Origin of the sequence: Mesorhizobium sp. B2-3-4, assembly GCF_006442315.1 — a bacterium.
Classification (GTDB): Bacteria; Pseudomonadota; Alphaproteobacteria; order Rhizobiales; family Rhizobiaceae; genus Mesorhizobium.
In genome coordinates, this window is record NZ_VFVY01000009.1 from 179537 (window position 1) to 196266 (window position 16730).

Annotated in this window: 11 protein-coding genes; 2 read left to right on the forward strand and 9 right to left on the reverse strand. The window is 63.1% G+C overall.

The window, feature by feature from the left end; all coding sequences use genetic code 11:
• Positions 1–13 precede the first annotated feature (13 nt).
• The 3 genes from FJ967_RS16030 to FJ967_RS16040 form a co-directional block, all read right to left on the reverse strand.
• Positions 14–1135 carry an ABC transporter permease subunit gene (locus FJ967_RS16030; RefSeq protein WP_140732789.1) on the reverse strand — a complete coding sequence of 374 codons (1122 nt, stop codon included), beginning with the start codon at positions 1133–1135 and terminating at the stop codon, positions 14–16.
• Positions 1128–2051 carry an ABC transporter permease subunit gene (locus tag FJ967_RS16035; RefSeq protein WP_019857069.1) on the reverse strand — a complete coding sequence of 308 codons (924 nt, stop codon included), beginning with the start codon at positions 2049–2051 and terminating at the stop codon, positions 1128–1130. Before FJ967_RS16035 ends, FJ967_RS16030 begins: the two co-directional genes overlap by 8 nt.
• A 165-nt stretch (positions 2052–2216) precedes the next feature.
• The gene (locus FJ967_RS16040) at positions 2217–3809 is read right to left on the reverse strand and encodes a peptide ABC transporter substrate-binding protein (RefSeq protein ID WP_140732790.1); all 1593 of its coding nucleotides are present in this window, start codon (positions 3807–3809) and stop codon (positions 2217–2219) included.
• Between the two features lie 285 nt (positions 3810–4094).
• Between FJ967_RS16040 and FJ967_RS16045 the strand changes: the two genes are divergently transcribed.
• Positions 4095–4541: a TadE/TadG family type IV pilus assembly protein gene (locus tag FJ967_RS16045; protein WP_181175919.1), complete on the forward strand. Its 447-nt coding sequence runs from the start codon at positions 4095–4097 to the stop codon at positions 4539–4541.
• A 72-nt stretch (positions 4542–4613) separates the two neighbouring features.
• Entirely contained in the window at positions 4614–6305 is a 1692-nt protein-coding gene (locus FJ967_RS16050) for a TadG family pilus assembly protein (protein ID WP_246675279.1), read from the forward strand.
• Positions 6306–6320: 15 nt separating this feature from the next.
• Here the strand turns inward: FJ967_RS16050 and FJ967_RS16055 are convergent, their stop codons facing one another.
• From FJ967_RS16055 to glgB, 6 genes are all read right to left on the reverse strand, one after another.
• Entirely contained in the window at positions 6321–7946 is a 1626-nt protein-coding gene (locus FJ967_RS16055; protein ID WP_140732792.1) for an alpha-glucosidase family protein, read from the reverse strand.
• Complete coding sequence (gene glgX, locus FJ967_RS16060; protein ID WP_140732793.1) at positions 7946–9943, reverse strand: glycogen debranching protein GlgX; 1998 nt, start codon at positions 9941–9943, stop codon at positions 7946–7948. Before glgX ends, FJ967_RS16055 begins: the two co-directional genes overlap by 1 nt.
• Positions 9944–9959: 16 nt before the next feature.
• Positions 9960–11588, reverse strand: a complete 1629-nt coding sequence (locus tag FJ967_RS16065) for an alpha-D-glucose phosphate-specific phosphoglucomutase (protein WP_140732794.1) — start codon at positions 11586–11588, stop codon at positions 9960–9962.
• 3 nt (positions 11589–11591) lie between these two features.
• Complete coding sequence (glgA, locus tag FJ967_RS16070) at positions 11592–13037, reverse strand: glycogen synthase GlgA (RefSeq protein WP_140732865.1); 1446 nt, start codon at positions 13035–13037, stop codon at positions 11592–11594.
• 105 nt (positions 13038–13142) lie between these two features.
• Positions 13143–14408 carry a glucose-1-phosphate adenylyltransferase gene (gene glgC / locus FJ967_RS16075; RefSeq protein WP_140732795.1) on the reverse strand — a complete coding sequence of 422 codons (1266 nt, stop codon included), beginning with the start codon at positions 14406–14408 and terminating at the stop codon, positions 13143–13145.
• 46 nt (positions 14409–14454) lie between these two features.
• Entirely contained in the window at positions 14455–16668 is a 2214-nt protein-coding gene (gene glgB, locus FJ967_RS16080) for a 1,4-alpha-glucan branching protein GlgB (protein WP_140732796.1), read from the reverse strand.
• Positions 16669–16730: the final 62 nt, after the last annotated feature.

Here is a 16730-nt window from a genome sequence, read left to right on the forward strand (position 1 = left end):
AGCGATCCCCATCTTATCGGTCTCTCGGGTCGAGTGCGTCGCGCAGGCCGTCGCCGACGAAATTCAGGGCAAACAGCGTCGAGACGAGGAAGAAAGCAGGAAACAAGAGCAGCCAGTTGGCGGTACCGATGTTCTTGGCGCCGACCGAGATCAGCACGCCCCAGCTGGTCATCGGTTCCTGCACGCCGAGACCGAGGAACGACAGAAAACTCTCCAGGATGATGACCTGCGGCACCAGCAGCGTCATGTAGATCACCACCGGGCCGAGCAGGTTGGGGATGACGTGACGCAACAGGATCCCGCGCTGGCCGACGCCCATCGCTTCGGCTGCCTGAACATATTCCTGGCGGCGGATCGAGAGCGCCTGGCCGCGCACGATGCGGGCCATGTCGAGCCATAGCACCGCCCCGACCGCCAGGAACATCAGCACGAAATTACGGCCGAAGAACACCACCAGCATGATGACGAAGAAGATGAACGGCAAGGAGTAGAGCACGTCGACGATGCGCATCATCACCTCGTCGACCTTGCCTCCGGAGAAGCCGGCGGCGGCGCCATAGATGACGCCGATCACCACCGCCACGACACCGGCGAGCAGGCCGATGGCAAGCGAGATGCGCCCGGCCATCAGCGTGCGCGAGAGCAGATCGCGGCCGGTATTGTCGGTGCCGAACAGGAAATATTGCTGCTTGACCGAGGTGCTCATCGTCACTTCTAGCCCGTCGGGAGACTTGCTCTCGATCTTGGTGTCGTCAAAGGCGTCCGAGCGGTCGAGATAGCGAACGTTGCGATCATCGATCGGTTTGGTCGAGGTGACCGTGACCGTGACGCGACTGCCTTCCTGATGCCACTCCTTGAGGTCGACCCGCATACGCTTGATAGCGTCCGTGAGGGCACCTTGGATCATGTCCGGCTTCGGGTAGGCCGAGAGGCTTGGCGGCATGCGCACATAGTCGGCATAGATGGTCGTGTATTGATGCGGCACGAACCAGGGGCCAAAGACGCTGATGAGCGCGATAAAGACGAGATAGTAAAGGCTGAGCATGGCGGCGCGGTTGGCCTTGAGGCGCGCCCATGCGTCACCCCAGAGCGAACGACCGACGATTACCGGAGCTGTGGCGGCGATGTCAGTCATAGCGCACCCTCGGATCGACGACCGCATACATGACGTCGACGATCAGGTTGAAGACGATGGTGAAGATGGCGATCACCACCACCGTACCCATCACCAGCGTGTAGTCCCGGTTGAGCGCGGCATCGACGAAATAGCGGCCGACGCCGGGAATGGAGAAGATTGTCTCGACGATGACCGAGCCCGTCAGCAGGGCCGCCGCTGCCGGACCGGTGAAAGAGACGATCGGCAGGATGGCGCCGCGCAAGGCGTGCTTGACCACCACCGACCAGTCGGAGAGGCCGAGCGCGCGGGCGGTGCGGATATGATGGGAGCGCAGCGATTCGATCATCGAGCCGCGCATCAGACGGGCAACGATGGCGATCTGCGGCAAGGCAAGCGTCAGCACCGGACCGACCTTGTTGATGAAGGCGCCGTCGCCCCAGCCGCCGATCGGCAGCAGCTTCCAGGTGAGCCCGAACAGGAGCTGGATCACTGGCGCGATGACGAAGGTCGGGATGGTGCTGCCGGCCGTCGCCAAGGCGATCACCGTATAGTCGCCAAGCTTGTTCTGGTTGAGCGCGGCAATGGTGCCGAGCACGCTGCCGAGCAGCAGCGCCAGGATCAGCGCCGAGGCGCCGAGCTGGACTGATATGGGCAGGCCCTTGGCGAACAGTTCAGTGACGGTGAAATCCGGCATGTTGTAGCTCGGGCCGAAATTGCCGCGCAGGAGATTGCCGAGATAGTGGACATATTGCAGCCAGAGCGGATCGTTGAGGCCGAACTGGGCCTCGAGGTTGGCCTTGATCTCGGGGCTGAGCCCGCGCTCCTGGTTGAATGGACCGCCTGGCGCGACGCGCATCAGGAAGAACGCCATCGTCACGATGACGAACAGCGTCGGGATGGCGGTCAAAAGCCGCCGGAATACATATCGCAGCATCGGTGCCCCGCTTGATCCGGAGCACGCCCGTCCCGTTGGACGATTGCACTCCAGCCTTCAATCTTCGCACCGGATGTTTCGAAAATCGAGTTTCGCTTCCCGGGCCGATGCGACGGCAAACCAGCGCCGCCGCGCCTTTCAGGAGCGCGGCGGCTTGGCCAGGGATCAGTCCTTGCTGACGAAACGCGACGGATGCACGTCCATCACATTGTCGACGAAGCCATGCAGCTTCGAGGACACGATGTCGTGGTAGCTGTAGTAGAGAAGCGGGATCTGGCCGACGTCGTCGATGAGGATGCGTTCGGCCGCTGCGAGGTCCTTCATGCGCTCTTCGGGCTTGCCGCCGGCGGCCGCGGCCTTGTCCATTGCCGCTTCGTAGGCGGCGCTGTCGTAGTTCGAATAGTTGTTGCCGCTGGCCTTGCGGGTGATGCCGAGGAAGGTCTCCGGATCCTTGTAGTCGGCGATCCAGGCGGCACGCGCCACGTCATAGTCGCCCTTCTGCTCGAGGAAGGAGTAGTGCGTCTTGGTGTCGGTGTTGAGCAGCGTGACGTCGACGCCCAGCGGCTTCAGCTGTTCCTGGATGGCGACCGCGGTGTTCTTGTGGTTCTCCGACGTGTTGTAGCGGATTTCCATCTTCAGCGGATGTTCGGGCGTGTAGCCAAGCTTCTCCAGGATCTTCTTGGCCGCATCCTCACGGTCGATCTGCGGCATGTCGGCGTATTTGGCCATTGCGGGCGTGTAGCCCTCGATGCCCGGAGGCACCATCGAATAGCCGGGCAGCATCGAATTCTGCCAGACCTTCTCGGCGATGAAGTCGCGGTCAATCGCCATGGAAATGGCGTTGCGCAGCTCGGGATTGTTCCACGGCGCCTTGTCCGTCTTGATCGCATAGTAATAGGTGCCCAGATATGGCCCGACATGGATCTGGTCGCCAAACTTGGTCTTGAGGTCGGCGAGCTGTTCGGTCGGCAGGTCGTCATAGCTGTCGAGTTCACCAGCCTCGAAGCGTTTCATCGCCGATGAGCGGTCTTCGGTCGGGATGTAGTTGACGACGTCGAACTTGACCGTCGCTGCGTCCCAGAATTTTGGATTCTTGACCAGTTTCATGTGGTCGTTGGGAACCCATTCGGCCAGCGTATAGGCGCCGTTCGAGACAAGATTGCCGGGCTTGATCCAGTCGGCGCCGAGCTTCTCGATGGAAGCCTTGCTGACCGGATAGGTCGCCTGGTGCGTTAGCATCTCCAGGAAGTAAGGTGTCGGCGCCTTCAGCGTCACCTCCAGGGTGCCGGCGTCTATCGCCTTGACACCCATGTCCTCGGGCTTGCCCTTCTTGGTGTTGACGTCCTCCGCGCCCTTCACCGGATAGAGCATCGAGGCATATTCGGCGCCGGTCGCCGGATCTTCCAGCCGGTGGAAGGCATAGACGAAGTCGTCCGCCGTCACCGGGCTGCCGTCAGACCACATGCCGTCCTTGCGCAGCTTGAAGGTGTAGACGGTGCCGTCATCCGATACCGTCCAGCTTTCGGCGGCGCCCGGAATGAGGTTCGCCTTCTCGTCCTGCATGACCAGTCCCTGGAACAGATCACGCAGCACATTGGCCTCATAGACCGTCGAGGTCTTGTGCGGATCGACCGACTCCGATTCAGCGGCGGTGCCCCGGTTGTAGACACTCTCCGCGAAAGCCGGCGTGTAGAATGCGCCGGCGGCTACGGCCATGGTGGTGGCGAATACCGTCGCCTTCAGCATGTTTTTCAGCATGAAGTTCTCCCTGTCGGCGCTGCCGGTTGGCGCGCCTTTTCGTGTTGACGCCCCGAAGCCGATTATCTGGCTCCTTTGAGCGCGCCGCCGGTTCCCTCCGGGGGCTGGTGGCAGGAGACTAGACAGGCGGTAAGCTCTTTTCAACCGAGTACTGATTGACCCTAAGTCAATCGTCGCAATCGAAGAAGCAACGGCTAATTTAGAGCGGCTTTTTCAATTGGACACACCTTAAGGTTGCACCCAGAGTTTTCCCTTTTGCATGCGAAATTTGGCATGCTCGGCACCATGGTTCAAAACCTCATTTTCATGGTACGAAGGCGTGCGTTCCGAACAGACAATTCGGGAACGTCGGCGGTCGAATTCGCCCTGTTGTCGCCGCTCTTCATTCTCCTTCTGCTCGGAATGGTTGCATACGGCATCTATTTCGGGGCCGCCAACTCGATCCAGCAAATTGCGGCAGACGCCGCCCGGACGGCCATTGCCGGGGTCAACCAGACCGAGCGCCAGACGCTGGTGGCCAGCTATATCGCCAACAATGCGGGCGGCTATCCCTTCGTCGATGCCAGCAAGCTGACCTACCGGGCCAATGACAGCACCGCCGACGGCAGCCAATTCGTGGTAGCGATCCAGTACGATGCGCGCAACCTGCCGATCTGGAACCTATTTCCGGGCATAGCCATGCCGGGGACGACGATCACACGTCAGTCCACGATCAGGGTCGGGGGTATCTGAATGCTGCCGCGCGGACGCATCGGCCGGCTTGCCCGGTCCATGATGGGAGACAGGAGAGCGAACTTCGCTGTCATGACCGCGCTCAGCGCCCCGGTGGCACTGGCGCTGGCAGCGGTGGCCATAGACGAGGCCTCCATCTACACCGAGCGCCGGGAGGCCCAGGCGATGGTCGACCTGGCGGCGATCACCGCCGCCTCGAACATCAACAACGTCGACACCGCGGTCGTCACCACGCTTACCGACAACGGCATGCCGGGCGTCGTCGTTCAGGCTTCCGGCCAGACCATCGCCCCGGCCGTCGGGAAAACGGTGGTAACGGTCACTCAGGGCCGATATGCCGCATCGACCGCCAATGTCAGCCAGCGCTTCCAGGCGGGTGTTACCCCTTACAATGCGGTCCGGGTGACGCTGGCCAAGATCCCGAACCGCTATTTCGCGAGTTCCTTGATCCCCACTCCCGTCATCGGCACCCAGGCCACGGCCAGCATGACGCCGCAGGCGACCTTCTCGGTCGGATCGAGGCTGCTCAGCGTCAATGGCGGCATCCTCAACGCTCTCCTGAGCGGGCTACTGGGCGGCAATATCTCGCTCAGCGTCATGGACTATAACGGGCTGGTATCGGCCGATGTCAGCGTGCTGTCCTTCATCAGTGCCCTTGGCACACAATTGAACATCACGGCCGGCACCTATTCCGACGTTCTGGCCTCGAAGGCGACGGTCGGCCAGATTGCCACCGCAATGGCCAATGTTCCGGGCCTCGGCAACACGGCAAAGCTTGCCCTGCAGACCATCGCCTCCAAGTCGACCAGCACCGTCAAAATCCCGCTCAGCAGTCTTGTCGATCTTGGTTCGGTCGGCAGCCTGGGCCTCGGACAGCAGCCCACCGGCCTTGGCGTCGACGCCAGCGCCATGGGGATGCTGACCGCGGCCGCGGTTCTGGCGAACGGGACCAACCAGGCCGCCATCGATCTCGGAACCACCATTCCCGGGCTCGTCTCCGCCAAGCTCAATGTTGCCATCGGCGAACCGGCGCAATCGTCGCCATGGCTCGCGATCGATGGCATCGGCACCGTGGTGCGCACCGCGCAGACGCGCATCAAGCTAACGGCATCCGTCACGGTCGGCACACCCGGCCTCTCCGGCGGCATAAGCCTGCTGGCCGTCAATCTGCCACTCAATGTGGAAGTCGCCTATGCCGAGGCCAGATTGACCGACATCACCTGTCCGACGGGACCCTCCAGCATCAGCGTTTCCATCGCCGCGCGTCCGGGTGTTGCCCAGTTGAACCTGGCCAACAGCAACAATCCTTCAGGCTTCGCCGATTTCAGCCAGCCGCAAACCTTCACGGATGCGGATATCGCCGATGTCAGCCTGCAGTTGCTGCTGCTCAGAATCCCGCTGATCCAGGTGATGGGTTCGGCGGCGACCGCGATCACCAACAACAGTGCGCAGACCCTGACCTTCAACGCGACCGACATCGCCAACAAGACGGTGAAGACCGTTTCGACGCGAAATATCTCGCAGTCGCTCACCACGTCGCTGGTGAGCAACCTGTCGCTTTCGGCCAATCTGCTTGGCTTGGGCATCGATGTGACTGCCCTGCTTGGAACGGTCAAGCCGGCGGTCGTGGCATTGCTCAATGGCGTAACGGCACCTCTCGACGATTTACTCTACAACGTGCTTTCGGCTCTGGGTGTCGGCGTTGGCCAGGCCGATGTGCGCGTCACCGGTGCGACCTGCGGCCGGGCGGTACTCGTCCAATAGAAGCTGTTGAAGCCGTCAGCCGACCTGACCAAGGAAGCAGCCGAGCGCCGTCAGCGATATCTCCTTGTCCTCGACTGCGGCGCCGGCGATGGCTGTGGTGACGCTTCCGATCTCCACCGGCACGCGCCAACGCGCCGGCTCCCCGGCGAAATTGAAGACGCAAAGCAGCCGCTCGCCGCTGCCTTCGCGGATGAAGGCGAGCACATCGCCTTCGGCATCGAGAAAACGGATCGAGCCGCCGACCAGCGCCGGATGTTGCTTGCGCAAGGCGAGTGCCGAGCGGTAGGCGGACAATACAGAGTGTTCTTGGCCGTTCTGCACGTCGACCGCGCGGGCGCGATGGCTTGCCGGAACGGGCAGCCAGGGCCTGGCCGTCGAGAAGCCCGCATTGTCGCTCCCCGCCTCCCATGCCATCGGCGTGCGGCAACCATCCCTGCCCTTCACGCCCGGCCAGAAGCGGATGCCGACCGGATCGCGCAGATCCTCATAGGCAAGCTCCGCCTCCTCGAGGCCGAGTTCCTCGCCCTGATAGAGGCAGATCGAACCGCGCAGGCAAGACAGCAACAGGATCGAGAATTTGGCGACAAGGTCGTGATCGCCGTCCGGCCGCGTCCAGCGGCTGACATGGCGCACGACGTCATGGTTGGAAAACGCCCAGCAGACCCAGCCGTCGGCAACCGCGCTTTCGAAAGCCTCGACGCAGCCACGCACATGCGCGGCCGAGAATTGCGAGCCGAGCAAATCGAAGGTGTAGCTCATCTGAAGCTTCTCGCCGCCGGACGTATAGGCGGCAAGCGTCTGCAAGGAGCGGCCTTCATCGCCGATCTCGCCGACGGCGGCGCGGTCGCCATATTCATCGAGCAGCGCCCGGAATCGCCTGAGAAAGGCCAGGTTCTCAGGCTGCGTCTTGTCGAACAGGTGTTCCTGGTAAAGGTAGGTGTTGGTCTCCGTGTTGGTGCCGGCGACGCTCGACGCCAAGGGCGGATTGCTGCGCAGCCAACGGTCGTGGACGTAATAGTTGACCGTATCCAGCCGAAAACCGTCGACACCGCGCTCAAGCCAGAACCGCACCGTATCCAGCAAAGCGTCCTGGACCTCAAGATTGTGGAAATTCAGATCCGGCTGCAAGGCGAGGAAATTGTGCATGTAATATTGCCGGCGGGTCGCGTCCCATTCCCAGGAAGGCCCCCCGAAAACCGACAGCCAATTGTTGGGTGCGCCGCCATCGGGCCTGGCATCGGCCCAGACGTACCAATCGGCCTTGGCATTGTCGCGGCTGGCGCGGCTTTCGATGAACCATTCGTGCTTGTCCGACGAATGCGACAGCACCTGATCGATGATGATTTTCAGGCCGAGCCTGTGCGCCTGCGCGACCAGTGCATCGAAGTCCGCCAATGTGCCGAACATCGGGTCGACATCGCGATAGTCCGATACGTCGTAGCCCATGTCGGCCATCGGCGACTTGAAGAAGGGCGACAGCCAGACGGCGTCGACGCCGAGGGAGGCGATATGAGCCAGCCTTGACGTGATGCCCTTGAGGTCGCCGCTGCCGTCGCCTGTCGTGTCCTGGTAGGACCGGGGGTAGACTTGATAGATGACGCAGCCGCGCCACCAGTCTCGCGCCGCATTGTCCTCGGTCATCACGCCCCCTTCCCGGCACGAGCCTTTGCGGCCTTGCGCTCGATCATGAAATTGACGCTGCGGCCAGGCAAAGGACGCATGAGGTCAACGGCCTGTATCCCGATCGCGGCATGCCAGGCAGAACCTTCCCGCGCCGGCAAGGTGAAGAGGCAATGGCGCCTGTCGCCGTTGAACATGACGGCCAGACGGCTGCCCGCGTTGCCAAGCAGCATGACCAGGCGATGCCGCGCCGGATCGTTCCAGTCAGCCTCGCCAAGCAGCGCGCCGGTCTCGGTCAGCCATGAGACATCGGGGATGCCGGCCCCATCAACCGGCTGGCCCGTCAGGAAACGCGTCTCCGACAGCGCCGGCACGGCCCGGCGAAGCGCCGCCAGCGCCGATGCGTAACGCTCCAAAGCCTGATCGCGGCCTGCCCAGTCGAGCCACGTCAGAGCATTGTCCTGCGCATAGGCGTTGTTGTTGCCTTGCTGTGTCCTGCCGAACTCGTCGCCTGCAGTCAGCATGATGGTGCCGCGCGAGGCGAACAGCGTGGCGAGCAGCGACCGCTGATCCTCGAACCGCGCCTTGGCGATCGCTGCATCGTCCACCTCGCCCTCGACGCCATTGTTCCAGGACAGATTGTCGTTGTGGCCGTCGCGGTTCTGCTCGCCATTGGCCGCATTGTGCTTACGCTCATAGGCGACGATGTCGGCCAGCGTCATGCCGTCATGAGCGGCGATGAAATTCACGCTGCGGCTTGCGGGCTCCGCTACCCTGTTGAACACGTCGGACGAACCGGCAAGGCGCGTGGCAAGGGAGCCGACCATGCCGGCATCGCCGCGCCAGAACCGCCTGACATCGTCGCGGTAGCGGTCGTTCCATTCCAGATATGGCGGCTGGAAATTTCCCAGCTGATAGCCGTTTGCTCCGATGTCCCAAGGCTCGGCGATCAGCACGCGGTCGGCAAGCACAGGGTCATGGGTGATGGCCTGGAGCAGCGGCGCCTGCGGATCGAACGCACCATCGACGCGGCCCAGCACCGGCGCCAGATCGAAGCGGAAACCATCGACGCCGACCTGGCGCACGAAATGACGGAGCGTGTCGAGCACCATTTCGCGCACCGCCGGATGGTCGCAGGCGATCGTATTGCCGGTGCCGGTGTCATTGACCAGCCCGCCATCCGGCCGCTGCCGATAGTAGGTCTGGTTGTCGAGCCCGCGCAGCGAGAGCGTCGGCCCGAGCCTGTCGCTTTCGCCGGTGTGGTTGAAGACGAGGTCGAGGATCGTTCCGATACCGGCCTCGCGCAGCGCGGCGACCGTGGCCCGCAACTCCGCCAGGCCCCCAGGCGCCAGGCGCGGATCGAGCGCCATGAACGTGACGGGATTGTATCCCCAGGCATTGCTCAGGCCGAGCGGCGGCAGATGCCGCTCATCGATCGACGCCGTCACGGGCATCAATTCGACAGCGGAGACGCCGAGTTTTCTCAGATGCTCGATGATCGCCGGATGGGCGAGCGCGGCGATGGTACCGCGCTGTTCTTCCGGGACATCCGGATGCAGCCTGGTGAAGGCGCGCACGTTCAGTTCGTAGATCAGGCCACCCGGACGAAACAACGGCGGCGGGATGGCAAGGGCCGTGGGCAGGCCCTTGGCCACCGTCTTGGGCATCAGCGACGCGGTGTCGGCGCCCTCGTTGCGCCGCGCGGCAAGCCGCCAGTGATAGGCATAGGGCCGGTCGATTTCCACGGCGTAGGGATCGACGAGCAGCTTGTCGGGGTCGAACCATAGCCCACGCTCGGGCGCATAGTCGCCATCGGCGCGCAGGCCGTAGCGCGTGCCTGGCGCCAATCCCGCGACCAAGAGCGCATGCAAGCCCTCACCTTCTGGCTGGAGTTCCAGCCGGTCGCGTTCGCGGTTTCCCTGGTCGTCGAAAATCGAGACCCAGACACGTCGGGCCGACGAGGACCATGCTGCGAAACGGATGCCTTCTTGGGTGATGGTGGCGCCGAGCTGCGTCATGGGCGCTCCGCCACCCTCAAGTGATCACGCTCGGCTTGTTACGCCCGGTGTGGCTCTTGATCCCGGCTATGTCATCGGCGGCCGAAATCAGGTCGGCGAGCGCCTCCTGCGTGTCGAGATCGTGCCTCGCCTTGTCGGGCTCATAGCGCTCGATATAGACACGCAGGGTCGCGCCTGACGTGCCCGTGCCGGAGAGGCGGAAGACGACGCGCGAGCCGCCTTCGAACAGGATCCTGATGCCCTGGTGCTCGCTGGTCGAGCCGTCGACCGGGTCGTGATAGGCAAAATCGTCGGCATTGGCGATCTTCAGGCCGCGCACGCTGGTGCCGGGCAGCGAGCCGAGCTTGGCCCTGAGTTCGTCGACCAGAGCATTGGCGCGCTCGCTCTCGACTTCCTCGTAGTCATGGCGCGAATAGTAATTGCGTCCGTAGGTCGCCCAGTGCTCGGTGACGATCTGCTTGCAGCTCTCACCGCGCGCGGCAAGGATGTTGAGCCACAAAAGTACGGCCCACAGGCCGTCCTTTTCGCGGACATGGTTGGAGCCGGTACCGGCACTTTCCTCGCCGCAGATCGTCGCCATGCCGGCATCGAGCAGATTGCCGAAGAATTTCCAGCCGGTCGGCGTTTCGTAAATGCCGATGCCGAGCTTGTGGGCGACGCGGTCGGCGGCACCGCTGGTCGGCATCGAGCGGGCAATGCCCTTCAGCCCTTCCTTGTAGCCCGGCGCCAGGCGGGCGTTGGCGGCGAGCATCGCGACCGAATCCGACGGGGTGACGAAAATGCCCTTGCCGATGATCAGATTGCGGTCGCCGTCGCCATCGGATGCAGCGCCGAAATCCGGCGCGTCCGGTCCCATCATCTCGTCATAGAGGTGCTTGGCGTGGACGAGGTTAGGGTCGGGGTGATGGCCGCCGAAATCCGGCAACGGCTTGAAATTGCGGCAGGTGCCGTTGGGCGCGCCGAGGCGGTGTTCGAGGATCTCCTTGGCGTAAGGCCCGGTCACCGCATGCATGGCGTCGAAGCGCATGCGGAATCCCGACTTGAACAGTTTGCGCAGCGCATCGAAATCGAACAGGCTCTCCATCAGCTCGGCGTAGTCGGCGACCGGATCGATGATCTCGACGGTCATGCCGCCGGCCTTGACGGTACCGACCGTATCGATGTCGATCGGATCGATGTCGGCGATCTTGAAGCTCGAAATCGCCTTGGTCTTGGCAAAGATGGCGTCGGTCAGCTTTTCCGGGGCCGGGCCGCCATTGCCGGCATTGTACTTGATGCCGAAATCCTCGTGCGGGCCGCCAGGATTGTGGCTGGCCGACAGGATGATGCCGCCGAAGGTCTTGTATTTGCGGATGACGTGCGAGGCGGCCGGCGTCGACAATATGCCGCCCTGCCCGACCATCACCTTGCCGAAACCGTTGGCGGCGGCCATGGCGATGGCCTTCTGGATGACCTCGCGGTTGTAGTAACGGCCGTCGCCGCCGATCACCAGTGTCTTGCCGGCAAATCCGTCGAGCGCGTCGAAGATCGACTGGATGAAATTCTCGGCATAGTGCTCCTGCTGGAAAACCGGCACCTTCTTGCGTAGCCCCGAGGTGCCGGGCTTCTGGTCGGGATAGGGCTTGGTGGGGACGGTGCGTATCATGCTTCAGGCAACCCTTTTCGAAAGCAGAAGGCGATAGAGGTCAACGTATTTTTCGGCGCTTCGATCCCACGACACATCGGTCTTCATGCCCTGGCGTTGAATGGTTTCGAAGGTGGCGGGACTGGCATGGGCGTCGGCCAGGCGGCGGATGGCGTGAAGCATCGCGCCGCCATTGTTGGGCGCGAACTGGAACCCGGTCGCCACACCGGCGGCCATAGCCGCCTCATTGGCATCGATGATGGTGTCGGCGAGGCCGCCGGTGCGGGCGACCACCGGCACGCAGCCATAGCGCAGGCCGTAAAGCTGCGTCAGCCCGCAGGGTTCGAAGCGCGAGGGAATGACGATCGCGTCGCAGCCGCCCTGCATGATGTGCGATAGCCCCTCATCATAGCCCACGACCACGCCGATGCGGCCACGATGGCGCGCGGCAGCGGCCAGCAGCGCGCCTTCGAGGCCGGCGTCGCCGGAGCCCAGTATGGCCAGCCGCGCGCCTGTCGCGACGATGCCGTCGACCACCGTCGCCAATATGTCCATGCCCTTCTGCCAGGTCAGCCGGCTGATGACGCAGACGATCGGGCTGTCGTCGCGGTCGAGGCCGAAACGGTCCTCGACCGCGGACCTGTTGGGCGCGCGCGCCTTCAACGTTTCGGCCGTATAGGTCGATACCAGATGCTTGTCGGCTTGCGGATCCCAGATGGCGGTGTCGATGCCGTTGACGATGCCATGGAGATCGCTTGAACGCATGTTGATGAGGCCGTCGAGGCCCATGCCGAATTCGGGCGAGCGGATCTCCTGCGCATAGGTCGGGCTCACCGTGGTGATCGCCCAGGCGGCCTGCAGGCCGGCCTTGAGGAAGCCGACACCGCCATAATATTCAACGCCGTCAAGCGCCATCGCCGCGGCCGGCAGGCCGAGCTCGCCGAAGATGCCGGCGCCGAACTGGCCCTGGAAGGCGAGGTTGTGGACGGTCATCATCGACGGCGTGCCGACCGCCTTGCCGTAGCGCATATAGGCCAGCGTCATCGCCGACTGCCAGTCATGGGCGTGCACGATATCGGGCAGGTAACCCGAAATGGCGCCGCCGGCGATATCGGCGCCAGCCTGGCTCAGCGCCGCGAAGCGCCGCCAATTGTCAGGCCAGTCCGCGCCCGAGGCGTTGCCATAGGGGCCGCCGGGACGGTCGAACAGATGCGGCGCGTCAAGCACGAACAGGTCGAGCCCGGCCAGTTCGACAGCATGGATCGAGGCCTTGCCGCCCTGCAACAAGGGGTACTGATAGACCGCCTTCTTTTTCTTGAAGGCGTCCATCACCACCGGAAAACCCGGAATGAGCGTACGCATGGTTACGCCCTTGGCCGACAGCGCAATGGGCAGTGCGCCGGTTACGTCGGCCAGCCCGCCGGTCTTGACCAGCGGGAAGATTTCGGGCGTGATCGATAGAACCTGCATGCGCTTGACGATCCGCTTCTGGTCCATGTCGCCCCAACCGTATAACGGTTCAGGGACAGGACATGCACAAAACACCCTAAAGTGACAGCTTGTCGACCAAGCCGGTCAGGTTGACAACTTGTTGATCATGTCCTGCGTGATCAGGCAGATACCCTTTTCAGAAACGCGGAAGCGCTTGGCGTCGAGAGCGGCATCCTCGCCGACCACCAACCCTTCCGGTATCCTGACGCCGTGGTCGATGACGACGCGCTTCAACTTTGCATTCCGGCCGACATGAACGTCGGGCAGCATGACGACCTCTTCCAGCGTCGAATAGGAATTGATGCGCGCGCCGGTGAAGATCAGGCTCTTCTTCAAGGTCGCGCCCGAGACGATGCAATCGCCCGAGACCAGTGAGGACACGGCCGAACCGCGCCTGCCATCCTCGTCATGGACGAATTTTGCCGGCGGCTTCAGTTCGGCATAGGTCCAGATCGGCCAGTCGCGGTCGTAGAGGTCGAGCTCCGGGGTCACGTCCGTCAGGTCGATATTGGCCTCCCAATACGCATCGACCGTGCCGACGTCACGCCAGTAGGCCTCGTTCTCGGCGGTGGAACGCACGCAGGATTTGGTGAAGCGGTGCGCGATCGCCTTACCGTGCGTGACGATATAGGGGATGATGTCCTTGCCGAAGTCGCGGCTGGAGTTCGGATCGGCGGCATCGCGGCGCAACTGCTCCATCAGGAACTTGGTCCTGAAGACGTAGATGCCCATCGAGGCCAGGGCGAATTCCGGGTTGCCCGGAATGCCGGGCGGATCGGCGGGCTTTTCGACGAAGGCGATGATGTTGTCCTTGGCATCGACATGCATGACGCCGAAGCCGGTCGCTTCCATGCGCGGCACTTCGAGGCAGCCGACCGTGACGTCGGCGCCGGCATCGACATGCTGGCGCAGCATCAGCTCGTAATCCATCTTGTAGATGTGGTCGCCGGCCAGGATCACCATGTATTCCGGGCCATAGGCCTCGATGATGTCGATGTTCTGGTAGACGGCGTCCGCCGTGCCTTCATACCATTGCGTTTCCGAGACGCGCTGGCTGGCCGGCAGGATGTCGAAGCTCTCGTTTCGCTCGGGACGCAGGAAGTTCCAGCCGCGCTGCAGGTGGCGGATCAGCGAGTGCGCCTTGTACTGGGTGGCGACGCCGAGGCGGCGAATGCCGGAGTTCAAAGCGTTGGAGAGCGCGAAGTCGATGATGCGCGTCTTGCCGCCGAAATAGACCGCCGGCTTGGCGCGCCGGTCCGTCAATTCCTTGAGGCGGCTGCCGCGCCCGCCGGCCAGCACATAGGCCATGGCGTCGCGGGCCAGCGGCTGGGTTCTTTTCAAGTCTGCCATGTATACCCTCCCAAGTTACTCTGTCTCGCCATGTCCATTGCGCGGCTCAATCGGCGACGCACTCGAGCATGATCGTCGATAGCGGCGGCAGAAGCATCGTTGCCGAGATGCTCTTGCCCTGCGACCTCGCCTCGACCGTACCGCCATTGCCCATGCCGGAGCCGCCATATTCGGAAGCGTCGGTGTTGATGATCTCGCGCCACGTGCCGGCTTTCGGCAGCGGCACACGATAATTGTCGCGCGGCACCGGCGTGAAATTCGAGATGACGGCGACCGGATTGCCGCCGGGAGCGTTGCGCACCCAGGCAAAAACCGAATTTTGACTGTCGTCGACGATCAGCCAGGAGAACCCTTCCGGTTCGCAGTCGCGGCCATGCAGCGCCGGGCGCGAGCGGTAGAGGTAATTGAGGTCGCGCACCGTCTGCCAGACACCGCGATGCGGGCGGAAATCGAGCAGGTTCCAGTCGAGCGCGCGCGCCTCGCTCCATTCGCGGCGCTGGGCGAATTCCTGGCCCATGAACAGCAGCTTCTTGCCGGGATAGCCCCACATGAAGCCGTAGTAGGCGCGCAAGGTCGCGAATTTCTGCCAGTCGTCACCGGCCATCTTGCCGAGCAAGGTGCCTTTGCCGTGCACGACCTCGTCATGCGAGAGCGGCAGTACGAAATTCTCCGAGAAGGCGTAGGTCAGGCCGAAGGTCAGCTCGTTGTGATGGTGCTTGCGGAATATCGGCTCCTTGGAAAAATACTCCAGCGTGTCGTGCATGAAGCCCATGTTCCACTTGAAGCCGAAGCCGAGCCCGCCTTCATGGACTGGTGCCGAGACCTTCGGCCATGAGGTCGATTCCTCGGCGATGGTCATGACGCCGGGATGGTGCCCGTAAAGCTCCTTGTTCATCTTCTGCAGGAAGCTGACAGCCTCGAGGTTTTCGCGCCCGCCCTTCTTGTTGGGAATCCATTCGCCCTGCTTGCGCGAATAGTCGAGGTAGAGCATCGAGGCGACCGCATCGACGCGAAGACCGTCGACATGATATTTCTCGGCCCAAAACAGTGCGTTGTTGACCAGGAACGACACCACCTCGCTACGGCCGAAATTGTAGATCGCCGTGTTCCAGTCGGGATGGAAACCCTGGCGCGGATCGGCATGCTCGTAGAGCGCGGTGCCGTCGAAATGGACCAGGCCATGCTCGTCGACCGGGAAATGCGCCGGCACCCAGTCGAGGATGACGCCGATGCCGGCGCGGTGGGCGCCGTCGACGAAGCGGGCAAAGCCGTCCGGGTCGCCAAAGCGCGCCGACGGCGCGTAGAGGCCGGTGGTCTGGTAGCCCCAGGACGGATCGTAGGGATGCTCGGAGATCGGCAGGAACTCGATGTGGGTGAAGCCGGTCTCGACCACATAGGGGATCAACCTGTCGGCAAGCTCGTCCCATGACAGGAAGGTGCCGTCGTCACGAAGCTGCCAGGAGCCGGCGTGAACCTCGTAGATCGAAATGGCTTCGCGCCGGGGATCGGCATTGCGCCAGAAGGTGCGATGCGCTTCGTCACCCCATGCATGCGCTGGCGGCTCAGCGGTGACCGAGGCCGTGGCCGGGCGCAGCTCCGACTTGAAGGCGAACGGATCGGCCTTCAGCGGCAACCTGACGCCATCAGGGCCGATGATCTCGTATTTGTAAGGCCGGCCGGCGCCAATGTCGGGAATGAACAGTTCCCAGATGCCGGTGTCGCGACGGTCGCGCATCGGATGCCGGCGGCCGTCCCAGTCGTTGAAATCGCCGACCACCGAGACACGCCTTGCATTGGGAGCCCAGACGGCGAAATGCACGCCGGTGGCACCCTCATGCTCGATGACATGCGCGCCAAGCTTGTCGAACAGCCTGAGGTGAGACCCCTGAGCGATATAATAGTCGTCCATCGGCCCTAGCACCGGACCGAACGAATAGGGATCTGTCAGCCACCAGTCGCCGCCGGCATTGCGCGCGTGGTAGCGTAGCGGCTGCCGCTTCTTGATCGACAGCTTACCCTCGAAGAAACCGGCGTCGTCGCGCCTGGTCAATTCGCCTGTCTCGACGCCGGTCAACGTATAAGCGGTGACGGACTGCGCGTGCGGAACAAAGCAGCGCGCGAACAGGCTCTTGCCGGCCTCCTGGACACCCAGAACCGCAAAGGGATTGCCGTGCGTACCGGCGACAATCGCCTCGACATCGCTGGCTGGCGCCAGTCCGTCAGGCCCGCTTGTCGCAGCGGTCGCGCGCGGCTTCCTCATCAGGCGGTCGCCCTCCCCGGGCTATCTCCTTGTTTGAGCATGATCTTTTCCGAAAACCAGGA

Excerpts from the sequence above, each read along its gene's own strand:
- FJ967_RS16030 (WP_140732789.1), bottom strand. The coding sequence starts at position 1,135 with ATGACTGACATCGCCGCCACAGCTCCGGTAATCGTCGGTCGTTCGCTC.
- FJ967_RS16035 (WP_019857069.1), bottom strand. The coding sequence starts at position 2,051 with ATGCTGCGATATGTATTCCGGCGGCTTTTGACCGCCATCCCGACGCTG.
- FJ967_RS16040 (WP_140732790.1), bottom strand. The coding sequence starts at position 3,809 with ATGCTGAAAAACATGCTGAAGGCGACGGTATTCGCCACCACCATGGCC.
- FJ967_RS16045 (WP_181175919.1), top strand. The coding sequence starts at position 4,095 with ATGGTTCAAAACCTCATTTTCATGGTACGAAGGCGTGCGTTCCGAACA.
- FJ967_RS16050 (WP_246675279.1), top strand. The coding sequence starts at position 4,614 with ATGACCGCGCTCAGCGCCCCGGTGGCACTGGCGCTGGCAGCGGTGGCC.
- FJ967_RS16055 (WP_140732792.1), bottom strand. The coding sequence starts at position 7,946 with ATGACCGAGGACAATGCGGCGCGAGACTGGTGGCGCGGCTGCGTCATC.
- glgX (WP_140732793.1), bottom strand. The coding sequence starts at position 9,943 with ATGACGCAGCTCGGCGCCACCATCACCCAAGAAGGCATCCGTTTCGCA.
- FJ967_RS16065 (WP_140732794.1), bottom strand. The coding sequence starts at position 11,588 with ATGATACGCACCGTCCCCACCAAGCCCTATCCCGACCAGAAGCCCGGC.
- glgA (WP_140732865.1), bottom strand. The coding sequence starts at position 13,037 with ATGCAGGTTCTATCGATCACGCCCGAAATCTTCCCGCTGGTCAAGACC.
- glgC (WP_140732795.1), bottom strand. The coding sequence starts at position 14,408 with ATGGCAGACTTGAAAAGAACCCAGCCGCTGGCCCGCGACGCCATGGCC.
- glgB (WP_140732796.1), bottom strand. The coding sequence starts at position 16,668 with ATGAGGAAGCCGCGCGCGACCGCTGCGACAAGCGGGCCTGACGGACTG.